Annotated in this window: 21 protein-coding genes and 1 pseudogene; 17 read left to right on the forward strand and 5 right to left on the reverse strand. The window is 68.3% G+C overall.

Features of this window, described 5'->3' with window-relative positions:
* The first annotated feature begins 95 nt into the window (after nt 1-95).
* The 3 genes from ACS5NL_RS09500 to ACS5NL_RS09510 all read left to right on the forward strand — a co-directional run bounded on the left by ACS5NL_RS09500 (nt 96) and on the right by ACS5NL_RS09510 (nt 2,107).
* Entirely contained in the window at nt 96-572 is a 477-nt protein-coding gene (locus ACS5NL_RS09500; protein ID WP_439353497.1) for a GyrI-like domain-containing protein, read from the forward strand.
* Nucleotides 556-1,167: a GyrI-like domain-containing protein gene (locus ACS5NL_RS09505; protein WP_439353498.1), complete on the forward strand. Its 612-nt coding sequence runs from the start codon at nt 556-558 to the stop codon at nt 1,165-1,167. Before ACS5NL_RS09500 ends, ACS5NL_RS09505 begins: the two co-directional genes overlap by 17 nt.
* Nucleotides 1,168-1,228: 61 nt before the next feature.
* Nucleotides 1,229-2,107: an AraC family transcriptional regulator gene (locus ACS5NL_RS09510; protein WP_439353499.1), complete on the forward strand. Its 879-nt coding sequence runs from the start codon at nt 1,229-1,231 to the stop codon at nt 2,105-2,107.
* Nucleotides 2,108-2,110: 3 nt separating this feature from the next.
* On the opposite strand, the gene ACS5NL_RS09515 is transcribed toward ACS5NL_RS09510, so the two are convergent.
* The 3 genes from ACS5NL_RS09515 to ACS5NL_RS09525 form a co-directional block, all read right to left on the reverse strand.
* Complete coding sequence (locus ACS5NL_RS09515) at nt 2,111-2,338, reverse strand: DUF2783 domain-containing protein (protein ID WP_439353500.1); 228 nt, start codon at nt 2,336-2,338, stop codon at nt 2,111-2,113.
* Nucleotides 2,335-4,038, reverse strand: coding sequence for an FAD-dependent monooxygenase (locus ACS5NL_RS09520; RefSeq protein ID WP_439353501.1), 1,704 nt, complete (start codon nt 4,036-4,038; stop codon nt 2,335-2,337). The genes ACS5NL_RS09515 and ACS5NL_RS09520 overlap by 4 nt, the downstream gene beginning before the upstream one ends.
* An 82-nt stretch (nt 4,039-4,120) precedes the next feature.
* Nucleotides 4,121-4,966 carry a helix-turn-helix transcriptional regulator gene (locus tag ACS5NL_RS09525; RefSeq protein WP_439353502.1) on the reverse strand — a complete coding sequence of 282 codons (846 nt, stop codon included), beginning with the start codon at nt 4,964-4,966 and terminating at the stop codon, nt 4,121-4,123.
* A gap of 78 nt (nt 4,967-5,044) precedes the next feature.
* Here ACS5NL_RS09525 and ACS5NL_RS09530 point away from each other — a divergent pair, with 78 nt between their 5' ends.
* The 9 genes from ACS5NL_RS09530 to ACS5NL_RS09570 all read left to right on the forward strand — a co-directional run bounded on the left by ACS5NL_RS09530 (nt 5,045) and on the right by ACS5NL_RS09570 (nt 12,828).
* Entirely contained in the window at nt 5,045-5,947 is a 903-nt protein-coding gene (locus ACS5NL_RS09530) for a crotonase/enoyl-CoA hydratase family protein (protein ID WP_439353503.1), read from the forward strand.
* A 144-nt stretch (nt 5,948-6,091) separates the two neighbouring features.
* Entirely contained in the window at nt 6,092-6,646 is a 555-nt protein-coding gene (locus ACS5NL_RS09535; protein ID WP_439353504.1) for a bactofilin family protein, read from the forward strand.
* Nucleotides 6,647-6,696: 50 nt separating this feature from the next.
* Entirely contained in the window at nt 6,697-8,346 is a 1,650-nt protein-coding gene (locus tag ACS5NL_RS09540) for an AAA family ATPase (RefSeq protein WP_439353505.1), read from the forward strand.
* Between the two features lie 8 nt (nt 8,347-8,354).
* Nucleotides 8,355-9,212: a general secretion pathway protein GspB gene (locus ACS5NL_RS09545; protein ID WP_439353506.1), complete on the forward strand. Its 858-nt coding sequence runs from the start codon at nt 8,355-8,357 to the stop codon at nt 9,210-9,212.
* Between the two features lie 110 nt (nt 9,213-9,322).
* Nucleotides 9,323-10,279, forward strand: coding sequence for a UDP-glucuronic acid decarboxylase family protein (locus tag ACS5NL_RS09550; RefSeq protein WP_439353507.1), 957 nt, complete (start codon nt 9,323-9,325; stop codon nt 10,277-10,279).
* Nucleotides 10,276-11,226, forward strand: a complete 951-nt coding sequence (locus ACS5NL_RS09555) for a glycosyltransferase (RefSeq protein ID WP_439353508.1) — start codon at nt 10,276-10,278, stop codon at nt 11,224-11,226. Before ACS5NL_RS09550 ends, ACS5NL_RS09555 begins: the two co-directional genes overlap by 4 nt.
* Complete coding sequence (locus tag ACS5NL_RS09560) at nt 11,223-11,630, forward strand: GtrA family protein (protein WP_439353509.1); 408 nt, start codon at nt 11,223-11,225, stop codon at nt 11,628-11,630. Before ACS5NL_RS09555 ends, ACS5NL_RS09560 begins: the two co-directional genes overlap by 4 nt.
* Nucleotides 11,627-12,214 (forward strand): hypothetical protein, encoded by a 588-nt coding sequence (locus tag ACS5NL_RS09565; RefSeq protein WP_439353510.1) that lies wholly within the window; start codon nt 11,627-11,629, stop codon nt 12,212-12,214. Before ACS5NL_RS09560 ends, ACS5NL_RS09565 begins: the two co-directional genes overlap by 4 nt.
* On the forward strand, nt 12,211-12,828 hold the full coding sequence (locus tag ACS5NL_RS09570) for an ABC transporter ATP-binding protein (RefSeq protein ID WP_439353511.1): 618 nt from the start codon (nt 12,211-12,213) through the stop codon (nt 12,826-12,828). Before ACS5NL_RS09565 ends, ACS5NL_RS09570 begins: the two co-directional genes overlap by 4 nt.
* Before the next feature lie 12 nt (nt 12,829-12,840).
* On the opposite strand, the gene ACS5NL_RS09575 is transcribed toward ACS5NL_RS09570, so the two are convergent.
* Nucleotides 12,841-14,004: an acyl-CoA dehydrogenase family protein gene (locus ACS5NL_RS09575; protein ID WP_439353512.1), complete on the reverse strand. Its 1,164-nt coding sequence runs from the start codon at nt 14,002-14,004 to the stop codon at nt 12,841-12,843.
* Nucleotides 14,005-14,114: 110 nt separating this feature from the next.
* Between ACS5NL_RS09575 and ACS5NL_RS09580 the strand changes: the two genes are divergently transcribed.
* The 5 genes and pseudogenes from ACS5NL_RS09580 to ACS5NL_RS09600 all read left to right on the forward strand — a co-directional run.
* Nucleotides 14,115-15,320: an acetyl-CoA C-acetyltransferase gene (locus tag ACS5NL_RS09580; RefSeq protein ID WP_439353513.1), complete on the forward strand. Its 1,206-nt coding sequence runs from the start codon at nt 14,115-14,117 to the stop codon at nt 15,318-15,320.
* Between the two features lie 21 nt (nt 15,321-15,341).
* Complete coding sequence (locus tag ACS5NL_RS09585; protein ID WP_439353514.1) at nt 15,342-17,501, forward strand: 3-hydroxyacyl-CoA dehydrogenase NAD-binding domain-containing protein; 2,160 nt, start codon at nt 15,342-15,344, stop codon at nt 17,499-17,501.
* A 31-nt stretch (nt 17,502-17,532) separates the two neighbouring features.
* On the forward strand, nt 17,533-19,359 hold the full coding sequence (locus ACS5NL_RS09590; RefSeq protein ID WP_439353515.1) for an O-linked N-acetylglucosamine transferase, SPINDLY family protein: 1,827 nt from the start codon (nt 17,533-17,535) through the stop codon (nt 19,357-19,359).
* Entirely contained in the window at nt 19,356-20,099 is a 744-nt protein-coding gene (gene fabG, locus ACS5NL_RS09595; protein WP_439353516.1) for a 3-oxoacyl-ACP reductase FabG, read from the forward strand. The genes ACS5NL_RS09590 and fabG overlap by 4 nt, the downstream gene beginning before the upstream one ends.
* A gap of 29 nt (nt 20,100-20,128) precedes the next feature.
* Nucleotides 20,129-20,602, forward strand: a pseudogene (locus tag ACS5NL_RS09600) (GNAT family N-acetyltransferase); the annotation flags it as partial.
* A gap of 15 nt (nt 20,603-20,617) precedes the next feature.
* Here the strand turns inward: ACS5NL_RS09600 and ACS5NL_RS09605 are convergent.
* Nucleotides 20,618-21,358 (reverse strand): transglutaminase-like domain-containing protein, encoded by a 741-nt coding sequence (locus ACS5NL_RS09605; RefSeq protein WP_439353517.1) that lies wholly within the window; start codon nt 21,356-21,358, stop codon nt 20,618-20,620.
* Between the last annotated feature and the right edge of the window lie 105 nt (nt 21,359-21,463).

The following is a 21,463-nucleotide window of genomic DNA, read 5'->3' on the forward strand; positions in this document are numbered from 1 at the left end:
TGTTGGGCATCAACCTTGTTGCTGTCCGGGACCGCAAGAAATGTCCGCATGCCGTGTCCAGAATGGGCCGCTCCCCACCCTTTTGGAGCGATTTCATGCCATTCACCGCCCAGCCGCAGGCCCTGCACGTCGTCGGCATCGCCCTGCGCACCCACAACGGCGAGGCCTTCCAGACCATTCCAACGCTCTGGGCGCGCTTTGCCCAGTCCGGCCTTGCCGGGCGCCTGCCGCACCGCCTGTCGGACGATGTCTACGCGGTCTACACCCACTTCCAGAACGCGGGCGTCGACAACCAGGGCTGGTACACCCTGGTCATCGGGCATGCCGTGCCCGGCGACACACCCGCGCTGCCGCCCGAAGGATTGACGCACGTGGTCGCACCGGCCTCGCGGCGCGCGGTGTTTGAGGTGGCGCAAGGCCGGCCCGAGCTGGTGGGCGCCGAATGGCAGCAGATCTGGCGGCGCACCGACCTGCAGAAAACCACGCTGGCAGACTACGAGCATTACCGGCCGGACGGCAGGATTGGCATCCACATCGGTGTTTCCGGGAGCCCGAATGAACGAGAAGATTGATCTGAAGAAGACCCTGAAGGACCTGTATCTGGCGTCGGCAAAAGAGCCGGCGGTGGTCGAGGTGCCGACGCTGCGCTACCTGATGGTCGATGGCGAGGGCGATCCCAACACCGCGCCGGCCTACGCCGAGGCGGTGGAGGCGCTGTTTTCGGTCTCCTACACGGCCAAGTTCATGGTGAAAAAAGGGCCGCAGGCCATCGACTACGGCGTGATGCCGCTCGAAGGCCTGTGGTGGTCCGACGACCTGTCGGCCTTCCGGACCGGCGCCAAGGACCGCTGGAAATGGACCGCAATGGTCCTGCAGCCCGACTTCGTGAGCGACGAACTGATCGCCGAGGCCATCGACGAGGTGCGCAAAAAGAAGAAGCTGCCGGGCGTGGACCGCTTGCGGCTGGACCGCCTGACCGAAGGCCGTTGCGCCCAGATCCTGCACGTCGGCCCGTTCTCCGAAGAAGGCCCGACCATTGAGCGGCTGCACGACTTCATCACCGGGCGCTCGGCGCTGCGCGGCAAACACCACGAGATCTACCTGAGCGACATCCGGCGCGCGGAGCCGGCGAAGTGGAAAACCATCGTCCGGCAGCCGATGGCATGAGCACCGCCCGGCCGTTCCGAAGGTGCTCGGCCCCGCAGCGCTCGGCGCGAAGGGAATTTCAGTGAGCACCACACCATCACCGCAATGGGTCGACTACCGGGCGCAGTTGCTGCGCGTCACCGCCCACATCCACGACCACCTCGCCGAGCCGCTGGACCTGGCCGAGCTGGCGGTGGTGGCCGACCTGTCGCCGTTCCACTGGCACCGGATCTACCACGCGCTCATGGGCGAGACGGTGGCCGCCACCGTGCGGCGCCTGCGGCTGCACCAGGCCTCGGGCCACCTCGCACAGACCGCACTGACGGTGACCGAGATCGCCCGGCGCTGCGGCTACCCGAATGCACAGTCGTTCACCCGCGCGTTCCGTCAATTCTTCGGCGAGAGTCCACAAGCCTGGCGCGAAACGAGGACCGACGACTTGCCATGGCGGACTGCCGCGGCGGCGCAGCCGGACGGCTGGCCGGTGACGGTGCGGCAGGTGCCGGCCATCGAGGTCGCGGGCGTGCCACACCGGGGCAGCTACATGCGCATCGGTCGCGCCTTTGAAACCGCGCAGATCCAGTTTGCGGCGCAAGGGCTGATGCGGCCGGACACGCGCTGGCTGGCGCAGTACCTGGACGACCCGTTTGCCTATCCCGAGGCGCAGCTGAGTTCGCGCGCCGGGTTCTCGCTGCCGCCCGGCGCCGAGGTCGCGCCACCGCTGCAGCGCTTCAGCCTGGGCGGCACGCCCTGCGCCGTGCTGCGCTACCGCGGCCCCTACCCCAACATGCGCGACGCCTACCAGTGGCTCTACGGCTCCTGGCTGATCGCATCCGGCCACCGCCTCGCCGACCAGCCGGTGTTCGAGGACTACCTCAACAGCCCGCGCGACACGGCCCCGGCCGACCTGCTGTCGGACATCTACCTGCCGCTGGCCCCTTCAGCCATCGCTGCCCGCTGAGGCTCAGAGGTCCTTCAGCGCCGCTTCGATGTGCGCCTGGAACACGGCCGGGTTGGCCAGCGCCTGGGCGTTCATCAGCGCGAGCTTGACGAGGAACAGCTCGGTCTTGTTGGGGCCGACGGCGTCGATGGCGGTGGCGAGCTGGTCGTAGACCTGTTCCAGGCCGGGGATGGACAGCCCGTTGTTCGGGGTGTTCGTGGGGGTGTTCGTGGCGGCGTTCTGGCTGCTCATGCTGGGGCTCCCGTGGTCAGGCCGGCGGCGGTGTGGAGGGCGGCGCGCAGCCGCCTGGCGTCCAGCGAGGTCCAGCGGGCGCAAACGTGCTGGTCGGGCCGCAGCAGGTAGGCGCCGCCATCCTGGAGGCCGTGGGGCTGGCGCAGGTGGCCGTCGGCGTCGGGCAGGGTCTGGTCGGCGCCGGGCACCGGCTGGCTGGCGCCGACGGCGATCACCTGCAGCGGCAGGCCCTGGGCGCGCAGTTCGTCCATCACAGCCCGCAGGTCGGCCGGGAGGGTGGCGTCGGAGGCACAGAGCAGCGTGAAGCGGTGGTCGAGGTGGTCGAGCAGGAAGTCTTCATCGCCCAGCCGCACGTTGCGCGGCGGCGCGCCGTGGCCCGGGCCGGCAACAAATGCGTCGTTGTCGTCGCCCACGGCATTGAGCGGCGAGGCGCCGTATTCGTGCGGCCGCGAGGTGCGCCAGTGGTACAGCGGCCCGACAAAGGGCTGGCTCAGCGAGAGCGAGAGCACGGCGTCGCGCAGCAGGCGGAAACCGCGCGTGGGCGGCGCCATGAAGCGCGTGCTCTTGCCCGCTTCGTCGATGATTTCGCGCGCCGCGGCCACGCGCTCGCTGCTGTAGCTGTGCAGCAGCGACTCGGGCGCCACGCCCCGGGCCACCAGCGCCAGCCGCCAAGCCAGCGCCTGCGCATCCTGGAAACCGGTGTTCGCGCCGCGCACGCCAAAGATGGGCAACAGGTGCGCCGCATCGCCCACGAACAGCACGCGGCCGTGCACATAGTCGGGCAGCGTGAGCGCTCGCGCCGAATAGACCGAGCACCAGTCCATCTCCCAGGGCGCGCCGGCGTGGCCGATCATGGCCAGCTGCGCGTCGATGCGGACCTGGAGCGACTCGGGCCGCAGCGCGTCTTCGGGTGTCTCGCCGGGCGGCAACTGGTAGTCCAGCCGCCAGATGCCGTGCGGCTCGCGGTGCATCAGGATGGTGTTGCCCGGGTTCCAGTCGGGGTCAAAAAAGGCCAGGCGTTCGGTCGGCAGCGGCAGGTCGACCCGGATGTCGGCGATGACGAACTTGCCTTCGTAGGACGCACCTTCGAGCTTGAGGTCCATCAGCCCACGCACGGCCGAACGCGCACCGTCGGCGGCCACCAGCCAGTCGGCCTTCAGCGTGTACGGGCCTTCGGCGGTGTCGACCTGCAGCGTGGCGCCCGTGCTGTCCTGCTCAAAGGATTCCAGCTTGTTGCCCCAGCGCAGCTCCACCAGCGGGTTGGCCGCGCAGGCCTCCACCAGGTACTGCTCCAGGTACTGCTGCTGCAGGTTGATGAGCGGGAAGAAGCGGTCGTCCGGGTCGTGCGGGTTCTCCATGCGGAACACGCGCTGGCCGCGGTAGATCGAGTTGCCAAAACGCCAGGGCAGGCCGTTTTCCGTCAGCCGGTGCGCCACCCCCACCTGCTGCAGGATCTCCATCGAGCGGCGGGTGAACACGATGGCCCGGCTGCCCTCGGACACCTGGCGCTCGGCTTCGAGCACCACGCTTTTCACGCCCTGCTGCGCCAGCGCCAGCGCGGTCACCAGGCCGATCGGCCCGGCGCCGGCGATCACGACCGGGGCGTGCTGTTCCGCCGGGTGCTGAGATGGCAGCCAGGCGTCGAACACCTGGTAGTCGTAGTAGATCGAGCGCCGGGGTTCGGCGTGCGGCTGGTACATGGTCTGTCTCCTGTGCTGCCGCGCAGTGTAGGCAGCCGTCGCCTGCTGCATGTCCTGAAAGCAGGACATCAAGGGAAAGCCCTCAGCCGGCCGACTCCAGCAGGGCCGCGACCAGTTCGCGCTGCCCGGCCACGCCCAGCTTGCGGTAGACCCGCTGGCAGTAGGTCTGGGCGCTGGCGGGGGTCAAACCCAGGCGCCCGGCCAGGGCGGCGGTGTCCAGCCCGTCCATCAGCGCCATCACCACATCACTGTCGCGCTGCGTCAGCGCCGGCCAGCGCCGCACCGCGCGCGCCAGCAGCAGGCCGCGCAGGTCCTGGTGCACCGCGAGGCCGGTGTGGTGCAGGCGCACGGCCTGCACGATCAGCGGCGCGAAGGCCTCGACCACGGCGAGGGCCGCGTCGTCGAACGGTCCGTGTTCGGTGCCGCGGTACAGGTGCACCGACATCCAGCGCCGCCCTTCGTACAGCGCCAGCACCGCCAGCCGCTCGGCCACCTGCGGCAGTTCGTAGCAGGTCTGGCGGTAGTCGGCGTGGGCGATGTCCGCGCCGGTCTGCCGGTGCAGCAGGATGCGCGGCGCCTCCGCGCCGGCCTTCTGCGCCGCGGCCCACTCGGCCTGCATCACCGCCGCCAGCCCGTCGAGCCGGTAAAAGCGGCTCACATAGGCCTCGGCGATGTGGGGCAGTTCCTGCGTGCGCGAACGGTCGCCGACCGCGACCACCACCGGTTTGCGGCCGGGCTCGAAGGCGAACACCGTGCACTGCGCCAGCGGTGCGTGCGCCCCGACCAGCCGCAGCAGGTCTTCGGCCACCGCGTCGCGCGCGCCCTGCCCGAGGTGGGACAGCAGCGCACTGGCCTGCGCCAGCGGCAGATCCAGCGCGGGGAGCGGGCGGCTGCCCAGCACCCAGTGGCGCGGCGGGGGTTTCGACATGCGGGGCACTGTAGCGCAGGCGACCGCGACCGCCCCCCCGCGCTCCTAGCATGCAAGCCACCGCCACAGGAGACCACCATGCCCGACTTCAGCACCCTGCGCATCGCGCCCGACCCCGACCAGCCGCGCATCGCGCGCCTGCTGCTCAACCGGCCCGAGCGCTACAACGCGATCAACGACGCGACGCCGCGCGAGATCCGCGCGGCGGTCGAATGGGCCAACGCGCAACCGGAGATCCACGTCATCGTGGTCGAGGGCGCGGGCAAGGGGTTCTGCGGCGGCTACGACCTGGTCAGCTACGCCGAGCAGCAGATCGAGCACCCTTGCCAGCAGGAAAGTTACCCGTGGGACCCGCTGGAGGACTACGCCGTCATGAAGCGCAACACCGAGGACTTCATGAGCCTCTGGCGCTCGGCCAAACCGACCATCGCCAAGGTGCACGGCGCGGCGGTCGCTGGCGGCAGCGACATCGCGCTGTGTTGTGACCTTCTGGTGATGGCCGAAGACGCGCGCATTGGTTACATGCCGACCCGCGTCTGGGGCTGCCCGACCACGGCCATGTGGACCTACCGCCTGGGCCCGCTGCGCGCCAAGCAGATGATGTTCACCGGCGAGGTGATCGACGGACGAAAGGCCGCGGACTGGGGGCTGGCGAACGAGGCCGTGCCTGCCGATCAGCTGGACGCCAGGGTGATGGCGCTGGCCGGCCGCATCGCCGGCGTGCCGCGCTCGCACCTGGCGATGCACAAGATCGTGGTGAACCAGGTGATGCTGGCGATGGGACTGGAGCAGTCGCAGCAGATGGCGACCGTGTTCGACGGCATCACGCGCCACAACCCCGAAGGCCTCTGGTTCCGCCGCTACGCGCAGGAACAGGGCTACAAGGCGGCGGTGCAGTGGCGCGACGGCGGCGCACCGATCCCCGAGGGCGACGAAGCCCGCGCGCTGATCCGCGAGATGGAATCGCGCCAACCGCGCTGAGCGCATGCACGAAAACACAAGCGCGCGTTACGCAACAGGCGCAACCAGACGTACGGTGCATCTCGTTACCCCTCTTACGGAGCCAACCCGAATGTAAGCCGCATGCTCCGTAGCATGAGTGCTTCACTTTCAGAAGGAGCTCGCATGGCACTGCATTTCGGTAAACGCGAAAACGAACCCACCAACAACCTCAACTCGGGCCTGAACACACCCCGCTACGGCGCCAGCGGCACCAGCACGACCAACACCACCAGCTCCCCGAACGACACCCGGACCACGTCCACCGCCCCGGCCAGCAGCACCGTGCCCGAAGGCGGCAGCAAGCTGACCGTCGGCCCGAACATCAAGCTCAAGGGCGTCGAGATCACCGATTGCGACACGCTGGTGGTCGAAGGTCTGGTCGAGGCCACGATGGACTCGCGCGTGATCCAGATTGCACAGCAAGGCGCCTTCAAGGGTTCGGCCGAGATCGACATTGCCGAGATCCACGGCGTGTTCGACGGCAACCTCACGGTGCGCCAGAAGCTGGTGATCTACGCGACCGGCAAGGTCACCGGCAAGATCCGCTACGGCAAGGTGGTGATCGAAGAAGGCGGCCAGCTCTCCGGCGACATCGAATGCTCGGTGGCTGGTGCGGCGAAATCGGCCTCGGCGGCGGCGGCCGGCGGCGCGAAACCGGCCATGGCGCTCGCCGCGTAAAGCTCGCCCGAACCGTTCAACGCGGTGTCTGCGCCCGCTATGCTTGGCGCATGTACACCGCGTTCTTCGGCCTGCAGCGCGATCCGTTCACGATTTCGCCCGATCCGCGCTACCTCTTCCTGAGCGAGCGCCACCGGGAAGCCTTTGCGCACCTGATGTACGGCGCCCATGGCGGCGGCGGTTTCGTGCTGCTCACCGGCGACATCGGCACCGGCAAGACCACGGTGTGCCGGCACTTTCTCGAACACACCCCGGCGCAGAGCCAGGTCGCCTACATCTTCAACCCCCGGCTGAGCGTCATCGAGCTGCTGCGCAGCATTGCCGACGAGTTCGGTTATGCCGTGCCGGCGCCTGGCAACCGCGAGACCACCGTCAAGGAACTGGTCGACCCGCTCAACCGGTTCCTGCTGGTGGCCCATGCGGCCGGCCGCAACCCCATCCTGATCATCGACGAGGCGCAGAACCTCTCGCCCGAGGTGCTGGAGCAGCTGCGTCTGCTGACCAATCTCGAGACCCACGAACACAAGCTGCTGCAGATCGTGCTGATCGGCCAGCCGGAGCTGCGCGGCATCCTCGCGCGGCCCGGGCTGGAACAGCTGGCGCAGCGCATCGTGGCGCGTTTTCACCTCGGTCCGCTGGACGAGGCGGACACCAAGCGTTACATCAGGCACCGGCTCCAGGTCGCGGGCCTGGCCGGCCCCTTGCCGTTCACGCCCCGCGCCATGCGCCGCGTCCATGCGCTGAGCGGTGGCGTGCCGCGCAAGATCAACCTGCTCTGCAGCCGTGCGCTGCTGGGAGCGTATTCGCTGGGCGCCAGAAGCGCCGGTCCGGAAGTGATCGAACGGGCGGCGCTCGAGGTGTTCGGCAACACCCGCACCGCACCGTCCCGGGTCCGCTCGCTGGCCCTGCTGGTCACCGGCGGGCTGGCGGGGGCGGTGCTCGCGGGCGCCCTGCTGTGGGGGTGGCGCACGCCGCCGGCCACCGCCACCCTGGCTCCGGCCGCCCGTCTGCCAGCCCCAGCGGCCCCGGTCGCCGCACCGGTCGCTGCACCAGAGGCAGCCCCACCCGCAAAACCCGTCTCGCCCTCACCGACGGCCATCAACACGCCACCATCGGCCAGCGAACTGCTGGCCAGCGAAGAGGCCGGCTGGCGTGCGCTGGCGCCGCGCTGGGGCATGGGCCCGGTGGATGGCGCACTGTGCCCCGCTGCGCTGAAACAGGGCCTGCAGTGCTACTCCACCTCGCGCATGACGCTGCACGGCATCGGACAGATGGACCGCCCCGCCCTGCTGCGCCTGCACCTGCCGGCCGGCGAGGGCTACGTGGTGCTCGAAAGCCTTGACAACGACCGCACCACGCTCTCGACCGCGGAGCGCCGCTGGACCGTCGACACCGCCTGGCTGCAACGCACCTGGCAAGGTAGGTACCTGACGCTCTGGCGCACGCCCGAGGGACAACAAGGCCTGCTGAGCAACGGCCTGGCCAGCCCGGCCGCCGCCCGCTGGATGGAACGGACGCTGGCCACCCTGCAACAGCGCGGCGAGATCGACCCGAAGGCGGGCACGCTGGCCGCCAAGGTGGCGGCGTTCCAGCGTTCGCGCGGCGTCGAGGTCGATGGTCGCGCCGACCCGACCACCCTGATACTGCTGAACCGGGCCAGCGGCGAAAACGAGCCGCGCCTGTCCGCCACGAACCCCTGAGCCGATTCATGTCCTACATCCTGGATGCCCTCAAACGCGCCCACGCCGAACGCAGCCATGCGGCGTCCGCCGGTGCCCCCCTGTCCGGCGCGCAGGCGTTCGCGCTCCCCTCCGCGCCCGGCAGCCGGCGCCTGCCCCAGGGCCTGTTGCTGGGCGCCGTGTCGCTGATCGTGGTGGCCGCGCTGGCGACCTGGTGGCTGCGCAAGGAACCTGCACCGGCGCACACCGAGACACCGCCAGCAGTCATGGCCGTGGCGCCGGCCCCTGCGCCGCCGCCTGGCGCGGTGCCAGTCGACACGGCCCCGGCACCCCAGGCGCCCAGACCCTTCGTGGGCCCCACCCAGTCGGCGGCACCGGTGCTCAGGCCGCCCCCCATGCCGGCCAATGCCACCGAACGTGCCCAGACACCCACCCCGGCCCAGTCGGCGGCCAGGGGCGCGGCCCTGATGCCGATCCAGGGCCGCCCGGTTGGTCCGGGCGACGCGCCCCCGAACGCACCACCCGCCGAAGGCGCCAGCGACGCCACCGGCACCATGGCCGCCGGTGCGCCGGCGGCCCCGGGTGCGGGCGTGCCGGCCGCGCCGCCGGCACCGCCACCGGCAATGCCCGCCCCGCTGCCCGTCACGCGTTCCCCCAGCACCACGACCACCACGTCGGGAGGTCCGAGCGGCGCCCTGGCCTCGGACACCGGCCTCAAGGTCACCGGCGCCACCTATTCGGAAAACCCGGCGCACCGCCTGCTGATCGTCAATGGCAAAGTGGTCAAGGAAGGCCAGGAGGTCGAGCCCGGCCTGGTGCTGGAGGTGATCTCTCCCCGCAGCGCCGTGTTCAAACGCCAGGGAACGCGCTTCAACGTCAACTACTGAAGGGCAACCACGCCCACATACGCCCTGCTTACGGCAGCGCCGTCCGAAAGCCCCTGCAAAGGAGGCGACAATCCTGTTTTCGTCCCACAAAAGAGACTGCGGAGCCCTGCATGCGCATTTCCAACCGAAAAAGAATCCTGATCACCGGGGGAGCCGGCTTCCTGGGCTCGCACCTGAGCGAGCGCATGCTGGCCGAAGGCAACGACGTGCTGTGTGTCGACAACTTCTACAGCGGCACCAAGGACAACGTCGCCCACCTGATGGGCAACCCGCATTTCGAACTGATGCGCCACGACGTCACCTTCCCGCTGTACGTGGAAGTGGACGAGATCTACAACCTGGCCTGCCCGGCCTCGCCGATCCACTACCAGTGGGACCCGGTGCAGACCACCAAGACCAGCGTGCACGGCGCGATCAACATGCTGGGCCTGGCCAAGCGCACCAAGGCCAAGATCTTCCAGGCCTCGACCAGCGAGGTCTACGGCGACCCCGAGGTGCATCCCCAGCCGGAAAGCTACTGGGGCAAGGTCAACCCGATCGGCATCCGCTCCTGCTACGACGAAGGCAAGCGCTGCGCCGAAACCCTGTTCTTCGACTACCACCGCCAGCACCAGGTCAAGATCAAGGTCGCCCGCATCTTCAACACCTACGGCCCGCGCATGCACCCCAACGACGGCCGGGTGGTGAGCAACTTCATCGTGCAGGCCCTGCGCGGAGAAGACATCACGATCTACGGCGACGGCTCGCAGACGCGCAGCTTCTGCTTCTACGAAGACCTGATCGAAGGCTTCGTGCGCCTGATGGCCAGCGGTGACGACGTGACCGGCCCGATCAACCTGGGCAACCCCAACGAATTCACCATCCGCGAACTGGCCGAGGCCGTGCTGCGCAAGGTCGGCGGCAAGTCCAAGCTGATCTGCCTGCCCCTGCCCTCGGACGATCCGAAGCAGCGCCAGCCCAACATCGAGCAGGCCAAGGCCGTGCTCGGCTGGCAGCCCCAGGTCCAGCTCGAAGAAGGCCTGGACAAGACCATCGACTACTTCCGCCGCTTCCTGCAACAGCAATGAGCCAGACCCAGCACGACATCGTGATCGTGACGCCGGTCTACGAGGACCAGGAGGCGAGCGGTCGACTGTTCAATGAGCTGGCCAAGGAACTGGGCCAGCGCGTGTTCGTGATCGCGGTGGACGACGGCTCGGTGCGCCAGCCGCTGGACATCGCCAGCCTGCGCGAAGGCGGTGTGGACGGCGTGGTGCTCAAGCTGCGCCGCAACGTCGGCCACCAGCGTGCGATCGCGATCGGCCTGGGCTACGCCGACGAGCGCCTGCTGCCGGGCCAGCGGGTGGTCGTGATGGACTCCGACGGCGAGGACCTGCCCTCGACCATCCCCCCGCTGCTGGCCCAGCTGGACAATCCGGCCATCGATGTCGTGGTGGCGCAGCGCAAGAGCCGCGTCGAGACCTTCAAGTTCAAGGCCTTCTACCAGGTCTACAAGCGCTTCTTCAGCCTGATGACCGGGCGCCCGATCAGCTTTGGCAACTTCATGGCGCTCAAGCCGGCCGCGGTGCGCCGTCTGGTCGCCATGCAGGAGCTGCCGATCCACGTGGCGGCGGCCGTGCTGGCGTCCAAGCTGCGCACCGGCATCTGTCCGCTGGACCGCGGTCCGCGCTACGCCGGCCAGTCCAAGATGAACTTTGTCGGCCTGGCGCTGCACGGCTTCAAGGCCCTGATGGTGTTCGCCGAAGACGTGCTGGTGCGTGTTGGCATCTTCAGCGCGGGGCTGGCGGTGCTGTCCATCGGTGGTTCCGGACTCGCGATCCTGCTCAAGCTGTTCGGTTACTCCACGCCCGGCTGGTTCTCGATCGCCCTGGGCGTGCTGCTGCTGATCTTCCTGCAGACCGGCGCGCTGGCGCTGATGACGCTGATGCTGACCGGCGTGATGCGCAGCGGCAGCGTGGTCACCGCCGTGGCCCACCGCGAGTTCATCGCCGAAGTGTTCGAGACGGCGCCATGAGCGCCACGGCGACCTCCAGCCACCCGCGCGCCGAACTGATCCGTTTCATCGTCAACGGCCTGGTCGCCACCGCGGTGCATTTCGTGGTGCTCACCGTCAACCTCAAGGTGCTGGGCTTCGGCTCGGCGGGTCTGGCCAATCTGGTGGCCGCCGTGTTCGGCATCACCACCTCGTTCCTGGGCAGCCGGTTCTACGTTTTCGCCGGTTCGGCGCAGCAGGCCTGGATGCCGCAGGTGGTCAAGTTCAGCGGCCTGTACGCGGTCGCGGCCGTGCTGCACGGGCTGGTGCTCTGGGCCTGGACCGACCGCCTGGGCCTGGACTACCGCATCGGTTTCGTCATCGCGACCGGCATGCAGGTCTCGCTCAGCTACCTCGGCAACAAATTCCTGGTGTTCAAGTCATGAAGCTGTTTCGCGCCTTTGCCGCCACCGTCCTGTTCGTCCTGCTGCTGCTCTCGACGTACTACCTGCACATCCGCTTCTTCACGGTCAACGTGGTGTTCTACGCCGCGATCGCCGACGGCGTGGTCGCCGCGCTGGTGACGTCCCTGGTGATGTACCCGAGCCGTACCTTCAACGGCTTCGAGAAGTTCCAGCTGCTGGTGATCTGGGTGCTGGCGGGCTACTGCTTCGCGATCTCGGTGCCAACCGTGATCGACCGCTCGCTGTCGTTCTACATCCTGGAGAAGCTGCAGCAACGCGGCGGCGGCATCCAGCAAAGCCGCTTCGCCGACGTGTTCACCAAGGAGTACCTCAAGGAACACCGGCTGGTCGACGTGCGCCTGACCGAGCAGATGGAATCGGGCACGATCCAGATCGTCGATGGTTGCGTCAAGCTGACCGAGAAGGGCCAGAAGTTCGCCGCCGCCAGCCGCTACTTCCGCCAGAACTTCCTGCCCAAGAAGCGCCTGCTGATGGGCCAGTATTCGTCGGACCTGACCGACCCGTTCCGCAACAGCGCGGACATCAGCGACTACAAGTGCCAGTGAGCGCGCTGCTGGAGACCCGGGATCTGGGCTTTGCCTGGCCCGGCCAGCCGGCGCTGTTCCAGGGCTTGAATCTGTCGGTCGGCCCCGGCGTCAGCCTGGTGACCGGCGATGAGCAACGCGGCAAGACAACGCTGCTGCGCCTGCTGGCCGGTGACCTGCCTCTGCAGCGCGGCCGGCCGTCCTGGCACGGCGAACCCGTGGACACCGCGACCGAGGCCTGGCGCCGCCAGGTGTTCTGGATCCACCCGCAGACCGAGGCACACGACCAGATCTGTGCCAGCGATTGGTTCGCCAGCCTGCCGGCGCGTTACCCGCGCTTTTCGCGGGAAGCCCTCGCCGACCTGATCGAGGGTTTCGGGCTGGAGCCGCACCTGGCCAAACCGCTGTACATGCTCTCCACCGGCAGCAAGCGCAAGGTCTGGCTCAGCGCGGCCTTCGCCGCCGGCGCGCCTCTGACCCTGATCGATCAGCCGTTTGCCGCGCTCGATGGCCCGGCGATCCGTTTCCTGCGTGACCTGCTGCAGGAGGCGGCCGAAGTGCCGGAGCGCGCCTGGGTCATCGCGGACTTCGAAGCGCCGGCCGACGTGCCGCTGGCGGGCACCATCACGCTGTGAACCCCGGGCCCGTCACCGGCCGCCCAGCCCCATCGCGCGCGAAATCACCTCTTTCATGATCTCGTTGGTGCCGCCGTAGATGCGCTGCACGCGCGCGTCGGCGTAGGCACGGGTGATGGGGTATTCCCACATGTAGCCATAGCCGCCGTGCAGCTGCACGCACTCGTCCATGACCTTGCACTGCAGGTCGCTGCACCAGTACTTGGCCATGCTGGCGGTCGCGGTATCCAGCTTGTCCACAGCCACCAGCTCGCAGCACTTGTCGACGAACACGCGCGCCACCTGCACCTCGGTCTGCAACTCCGCCAGCGTGTAGCGGGTGTTCTGGTAGCTGGCCACGGCCTGGCCGAACACCTTGCGGTCCTTGACGTATTGCACGGTCCAGTCGATCGCCGCCTGCGCCGAGGCCACGGCACCAATGGCGATCTGCAGCCGTTCCCAGGGCAGTTGTTCCATCAGGCAGATGAAGCCCCGGCCCTCGAACGCCGCGCCGCCCAGCAGGTTCTCCGCCGGCACCGCCACGTTGTCGAAGAACAGCTCGGACGTGTCCTGCGCCTTCATGCCCAGCTTCTTCAGCCGCTTGCCCTTGCTGAAGCCGGGCATGCCCTGCTCCACCAGCAGCAGGCTCGTCCCCTTCGCGCCCGCAGCCGGGTCGGTCTTGGCGACCACGATCACCAGGTCGGCGTGCCAGCCGTTGGTGATGAAGGTTTTGCTGCCGTTGAGCCGGTAGCTGCCGTCGGCCTGCTTGATGGCCGTGGTCTTCACGCCCTGCAGGTCGCTGCCGGCGGCGGGTTCGCTCATCGCAATCGCGCCCACCATCTCGCCCGTGGCCAGCAGCGGCAGGTACTTTTTCTTCTGTGCCTCGGTGCCGTAGTGCAGGATGTACGGCGCCACGATCTCGCTGTGAAGGCCGAAGCCGATGCCGCTCACCCCGGCGCGCGCGATCTCCTCCATCTGGGCCACCGAGTACAGCTTGTCGGCCCCCGCGCCGCCGTATTCCTCCGGCATGGTCATGCAGAGAAAGCCGTTTTCACCGGCCGCGCGCCAGACCCCACGGTCCACATAGCCCTGTTCTTCCCAGCCCTCATGGAAGGGCGTGATCTCCTTCTCCACGAAGCGGCGGAAGCTGTCGCGGAAGGCTTCGTGGTCGGCATTGAAGAGGCTGCGTTCGATCATGGTGTCACCTTTCGGACTGGAGAAATTGATTTTTACAAAGCATTTGCTTGGCAAAAGTCTATACTGATCCGATCGCCCGGACCATCCGGACAAATCCCCCAGGAGACACCATGAGCGAAGCCTATGTGTACGACGCGATCCGGACACCGCGCGGCAAGGGCAAGAAGGACGGCAGCCTGCACGAGGTCAAGCCGGTCAACCTGCTGGCCGGCCTGCTGAGCGAGCTGCAGCGCCGCAACGACCTGGACACGGCCGCGGTGGACGACGTGGTGATGGGCGTGGTCTCGCCCATCGGTGAACAGGGCTCGGTGATTCCCAAGGTCGCGGCGCTCAAGGCCGGCTGGGACTGGCGCTGTTCGGGCGTACAGCTCAACCGCTTCTGCGCCTCGGGCCTGGAGGCCGTGAACATGGCCGCCATGAAGGTCAGGAGCGGCTGGGAAGACCTGGTGGTCGCTGGCGGCGTGGAGAGCATGAGCCGCGTGCCCATCGGCTCGGACGGCGGCGCCTGGGCGCAGGACCCCGAGACCAACAGCGCCACGCTCTTCGTGCCGCAGGGCATCGGCGCCGACCTGATTGCCACGCTCAACGGCTTCAGTCGCGCCGACGTGGACGCCTTTGCGCTGGAATCGCAGAAGCGCGCCGCGGCCGCGCGCGCCGCCGGGCATTTCGACCGCTCGGTCGTGCCGGTCAAGGACAAGATGGGCCTGACCATCCTGGACAAGGACGAGTTCATCAAACCGAACACCACGCTGGAAGGCCTGGGGGGCTTGAAGCCCGCCTTCGAGCAACTCGGTGCCATGGGCTTCGACGCCGTCGCCCTGCAGCGTTACCCGCAGGTCGAGCGCATCCACCACGTGCACCACGCCGGCAACTCGTCGGGCATCGTGGACGGTGCCGCGGCCATCCTCATCGGCAGCGAAGCCGCCGGCAAGATCCACGGATTCACACCACGCGCCCGCATCGTGTCGGTCGCACTCTCGGGCGCCGACCCGACCATCATGCTCACCGGCCCCATGCCGGCGGCGCGCAAGGCGCTGGCCAAGGCAGGGCTGACGATCGACCAGATCGACTTGTTCGAGGTCAACGAGGCGTTTGCCGCCGTGCCCATGAAGTTCATGCAGGAGATGGGCGTGCCGCACGAGAAGGTCAACGTCAACGGCGGTGCGATTGCGCTGGGGCATCCGCTGGGCGCGACGGGCGCCATGATCCTGAACACGCTGATCGACGAGCTGCACCGCCGCAAACTCCGGTACGGCCTCGCCACGCTCTGTGTCGGCGGCGGCATGGGCATTGCCACCATCGTTGAACGCATCTGATCGACAGCGGAGACCACGAACATGATCACCCAGACCATCCGCTACGACCTGGCCAACGGCATCGCAACGATCACCTTCGACGAGCAGGGCTCGCCGGTCAACACCATGTGCCTGCAGTGGCAGGACGACCTGGACGCCATCGCGGCCCAGGTGGTGAAGGACAAGGCCCAGCTCAGGGGCATCGTGCTCGCTTCGGCCAAAAGCACCTTCTTCGCTGGCGCCGACCTCAAGGGCGCGATGCGCTCGACCGCCGCCGACGGCCCGCGCGTGTTCCACGAGATCGAGCGCATCAAGAAGAACTTCCGCACCATCGAGACGCAGGGCCTGCCGGTGGTGTCTTGCCTCAACGGCGCGGCGCTGGGCGGCGGCTGGGAAGTGGCGCTGGTCGGCCACCACCGCATCGCCGTCAACAACCCGAAGATCCAGTTCGGCCTGCCCGAGATCACGCTCGGCCTGATTCCGGGTGGCGGCGGCATCACCAAGATGACCCGCGTGCTGGGCCTGATGGCGGCGCAGCCCTACATCCTGGAAAGCAAACTCTTCGGCCCGGAAGAGGCGCTGAAGATCGGCGTGGTGCACGAACTGGTGGCCACACCGGAAGAGCTGGTGCCGCGTGCGCTGGCCTTCATCGAGGCGGCACAGGGCAAGCCCGAGGCCTGCCAGCATGTGTGGGACCGCAAGGACTACAAGATGCCCGGCGGCACGCCGAGCAACCCCAAGATCGCCGGCATGCTGACGGTGGCGCCCGCCGTGCTCAAGCAGAAAACGCGCGGCCTCTACCCCGCGCCCGAGGCCGCGCTGGCCGCGATGGTCGAAGGCGCGATGGTCGATTTCGACACCGCCATGCGCGTGGAAAGCCGCCACCTGGCCGGGCTGATGACCGGCAACGTCGCGCGCAACATGATCAACACCTTCTTCTTCAACATGAACGCCATCAAGGGCGGGCAGTCGAGGCCGAAGGACGTGGCGAAGTACCAGCCGAAGAAGGTCGGCGTGCTGGGCGCCGGCATGATGGGCTCGGGCATCGCCTATGCGCAGGCCACGCGCGGCATCGCCACCGTGCTCAAGGACGTGAGCATCGACGCCGCCGAGAAGGGCAAGTCGTACACGACCAAGCTCACCCAGAAGCGCGTCGACAAGGGCCAGATGTCGGCCGAGAAGCAGCAAGGCATCCTGGGCCTCATCACCCCGACCGCCAGCGCCGCCGACCTGAAGGGTTGCGATCTGATCATCGAGGCCGTGTTCGAGCAGCGCGAACTCAAGGCCATGGTGACGAAGGAAGCCGAGCCCATGCTCGCCGAGGGTGGCTTCTTCGCCAGCAACACCTCCACCCTGCCCATCTCCGGTCTCGCCCAGGCCAGCCGAGATGCCAAGAAGTTCGTCGGCATCCACTTCTTCAGTCCGGTGGACAAGATGAAGCTGGTCGAGATCATCCGCGGCAAGGACACGGACGACGAAACCATCGCCCGTGCCTACGACTACGTGCAGGCGCTGGGCAAGCTGCCCATCGTCGTCAACGACTCCCGCGGCTTCTACACCAGCCGCACCTTCGGCACCTTCGTGATGGAGGGCGCGGCCATGCTGGGCGAAGGCATCCCGGCGCCGGTGATCGAAAACGCCGCCATGCAGGCCGGCATGCCGGTGGGACCGCTGGCGGTGCTGGACGAGACCGCGCTGTCGCTGTCGGTGCATGTGCTGGAGCAGACCCGCATCGACTTTCAGAAGGAAGGCCAGCAATATGTGGCGACGCCCGGCGAGACCCTGGTCGAACACATGGTCAAGCAGCACAACCGTCCGGGCCGCGCGGCCGGCGGCGGTTTCTACGACTACCCCGAGGGCGGCAAGAAGCACCTGTGGCCGCAACTGAAAGCGCTGTACGAAAAGCCCGGCGCCGAGTGGGACCTGCAGGACGTGAAAGACCGCCTGCTCTACCGCCAGGCGGTGGAGACCGCACGTTGCCTGGCCGAGGGCGTGCTCACCAGCGTGCACGACGGCAACATCGGCTCGATCTTCGGGATCGGCTTCCCGGCCTGGACCGGCGGCGCGCTGCAGTTCGTCTACGGCCAGGGCATCGAGGCCTTCGAGCGGCGCTGTGCCGGGCTGGCCGCGAAGTACGGCAGCGGCTTCGTGCTGAGCGATGCGGTCAAGGCGGCCTTGCGCACGCACCAGCCGGTCTACTGAGCAGGGAACGGTGCCGGGTAAGCTACACCGCATGAACCGGCCCATCCGGCACCACCTGTCCGTCACCCTCGGCCCACGCTCCTCGCCGGCGCCACAGCCCTCCCCCATCGACGCCGCCGACGCCGCCCTGCAAAGCGGCCGTCCCGACACCGCCGAGCATGTGCTGCGGCAGGCCGATGTGGTCGGGCGCGGCGATGCCGTCGGCATGCACCTGCTGGCGATCGCCTGCGCACAACAGCAGCGGTTTGCCGAGGCCGAAGCCGTCTGGCGGGCGCTGCTCGCCCTGCCCGGCCAGGAAGCCCAGGTGCTGCCCAACCTGGGACGCATGCTGGAGAAAGCCGGACGGCTGGACGAAGCCAGGGCACTGCTGGCCCGCGCCGTCGAGCTCACCCCGCAGGACTACACCGCCCGGCTCAACCTCGGCGCCTGCCTGCACGCCCTGGGCCGTTACGCCGAAGCCCGGGACCACACGGAAGCAGCAGCCCGGTTGCGGCCCGATCTCGCCCAGCCCTGGTTCAACCTCGGCAGCCTCTGGCAGGCCGAAGATCATTTCGCCCAGGCCGCCCGCTGCCACGACCAGGCCTTGTCCATCGACCCGACCCACCAGGGCGCCATCAGCAACGGCCTGTTCCTCCAGCACTTCCTGCCCGAGGTCACTCCGGCGGACCGGCTTCGCAGCGCCCGCGAACGCGGTGACGCGCTGTGCCGTGGCATCGCCCCGAAGCCGCACCCACGCACCCGCGCGCCCGGCCCGCTGCGTGTGGGACTGCTGTCGGCCGACTTCCGCGCCCATTCGGTGGGCTGGTTCCTCGCGGGTTTCCTGCCGCTGCTGGACAGCGCGCAAGTCCGTGTCACGGCCTACAACAACGGCACCCGGAGCGACGCGTTGACCGCTCGCCTGCGCGCGGCCTGCAGCGACTGGCACGACATCCATGCCCTGGGCGACGCCGCCGCGGCCGACCTGATCGCCTCGTACGGCCTCGACGTGCTGCTCGATCTCTCCGGCATGACCGCCGGCCACCGTCTGGGCGTGCTGGCCCGCAAGCCAGCGCCGCTCCAGGTCAGCTGGCTGGGTTATTTCAGCTCGACGGGCATGCCCACCATCGACTGGGTGCTGGCCGATCCGCTGTGCGTGCCGCCAGGCGAGGAACGCTTTTTCCGCGAACAGGTCTGGCGCCTGCCGCACAGCCGCTTCTGCATGGCGCCGCCGCCCGATGCGCCCGAGGTCAATGCCTTGCCCGCGCTGTCCGCCGGCGCCGTCACCTTCGGCTGCTTCCAGGAGCTGGCCAAGCTCAATGATCGCGTGCTGCGCACCTGGGCCGCGGTGCTTCACGGCCTGCCGGGCGCCCGCCTGCGCGTGCAGTCGGCGCGGCTGGCCAAGCCCGAGGAGCGCGCGCGTTTCGCGTTGCGTCTGGAGGCTGCCGGCCTCGACCCCGCACGGTGCGCGCTATTGCCCCCCACCAACCGTGCCGGCTACCTGCGCGCCCACCACGAGATCGACTTCATCCTCGACAGCTTCCCTTACACCGGCGGCACCACCACCTGCGAAGCCTTGTGGATGGGCGTGCCGACCCTGACGCTGGCCAGCCCCGGCATGCTGGAACGGCAAGGTGAAGCGCATCTGCGCAATGTGGGTCTGGTCGACTGGGTCGCCCACAGCGAGCAAGACTTTGTGCAACGCGCCCTGAGCCACGCCAGCCCCGAAGGTTTGCGGTCCTTGGCCGTACTTCGCAGCCAGCTGCGCGAGCGCTGCCGCGTCAGCCCGCTGTTCGACAATGGCCGTTTTGCCGCCGACTGGACCCAGGCCCTGCGGGCGATGCACCAACAGTTTCTTTCCCAACCTCTCCAAGAACCATGAAACGACTCGAAGGAAAAATCAGCCTCATCACCGGCGCCGCCCAGGGCATTGGCCTGGCCACCGCGCTCAAGTTCGCGCGCGAAGGCGCCACCGTGATCGTCTGTGACGTCAAGCAGGCGGCGGTCGACGAGGCCGTGAAGCAATGCCAGGCCGAAGGCGCGACCGCCGTCGGCTTCGTGATGGACGTGACCCAGCGCGAGATGGTCGATGCCGTGGTGGCGCAGGTGAAGGAGCGCTTCGGCCGCATCGACGTGCTGGTCAACAACGCCGGCATCACGCAGGACGCGCGGCTGCAGAAGATGACGCTGGAGCAGTTCGACAAGGTGATCGACGTCAACCTGCGCGGCGTGTTCCATTGCGCCCAGGCGGTGGCCGACACCATGGTCGCCCAGGGCAGCGGCGTGATCCTCAACGCCTCGTCGGTGGTCGGCATCTACGGCAACTTCGGCCAAACCAACTACGCCGCCACCAAGTTCGGCGTGATCGGTTTCACCAAGACCTGGAGCCGCGAGCTGGGTCCCAAGGGTGTGCGCGTCAACGCGGTCGCGCCGGGCTTCATCAGCACGCCGATCCTGAGCACCATCCCGGGCAAGGTGATCGAGGAAATGGAACACCGCGTGCCGCTGCGCCGCCTGGGCCAGCCCGAGGAAATCGCCAACGTGTACGCCTTCCTCGCCAGCGACGAAGCCAGCTACGTCAACGGCGCGGTGCTCGAAGTCTCGGGCGGCATGTCGGTCTGACCATGGAACGGCCGCCACTGCCACCGGGTGTCACGCTGCGCGAGCCCCGGCCGGGCGACATGGGCTGGGTGATCCAGCAGCATGGCGAGCGGTACTGGCGCGAGTACGGCTGGAACGCCGAATTCGAAGCCCTGGTGGCCGGCATCGTGGCCGACATGATGAAGAACCACGACACGGCCTGGGAGCGCGGCTGGATCGCCGAGCGCGACGGCGAGCGGATCGGCTCGGTGTTCGTGGTGCGCAAGAGCGAGGGCGTGGCGCAGTTGCGGCTGCTGATCCTGACCCCGGCGGCGCGCGGGCTGGGGCTGGGCGGCCGGCTGACCGACGAATGCATCGCCTTCGCCCGCGAAAAGGGCTACCGGCGCATGGTGCTCTGGACCAACCGCAACCTCGACGCCGCCCGGGCCATCTACGCCCGGCGCGGCTTCACGCTGGTCGGCAGCGAGCCACACCACAGCTACGGCCAGGACCTGGTGGGCGAGCACTGGGAACGCGCGCTCTGACCCGGTGACCGGCGCTCACGCGCCCCGGCGCAGCCGCGCAAAGGTCTCGTTCATCTGCCGCGTCTGGTTTTCGTAGGCCATGTTGGTGACCACGGTTTCCGGCACGGCATGGCGGTAGGCACGCAGGAAGTCCGCATGGCTGTGAAAGCAGCCCATGTCCCGGATCGGGCAGCTGTCCGGGTCGGAGGGACTGAACCGCTGCAGCGCATCGCCCCGCCCGTCCCAGGTGCACACACCGTCGCGATGGACAAAGTAGCCCGCCATCAGCTTGCGCTGACGGATCTCGGCCACCACGGCCCCGAACAGCGGCGGGTCCATCACGTAGGCGTCGACCGACTGCCAGAGCCCCTGGAGCCAGACCTCGGTCAGCGGATAGAAGAACGGCATGCCGGCCAGCCGGGAAAAATCCCACAACCCGTTGGTCACATACGCCGGCTCCAGCTGGACCCAGTGCATGCGCGCCGGGATGCCGCCGATCCGCAGCAGATGCAGCCAGAGCGTGGCCTTGAAGTACCCGTCTCCCGCCGTCAGCCGGTGCAGTGCCCTGGGCGCAGTGCGCAGGGACGGGTCGGAGAGTTCAAACGGCAGCAGGGAGACATGGTGGAACAGCATCAGGGCCTGCTCGCCGGGCTCCGTCAGGCCGTCCGTCAGGCCCGCGGCCAGCGCGCGCAGGCCGGTGGCCTCCAGGTCCACCCCGGGAGCGTTGCCCAGCCAGGCACCAGGGCTGTCGTCGCAGTGGCAGGTTTTCCAGGTCACCGATTCCTCCGTCCCCGGGTCTTTCGAAACCCGCTGGATGCAGACACTAGAACTTTTTGCCGCACACCACAAGACACAAGCCCCGCGGGACCCGCATTCTTTGGC

Origin of the sequence: Hydrogenophaga sedimenti (assembly GCF_051857515.1) — a bacterium.
Classification (GTDB): domain Bacteria; phylum Pseudomonadota; class Gammaproteobacteria; order Burkholderiales; family Burkholderiaceae_C; genus Hydrogenophaga.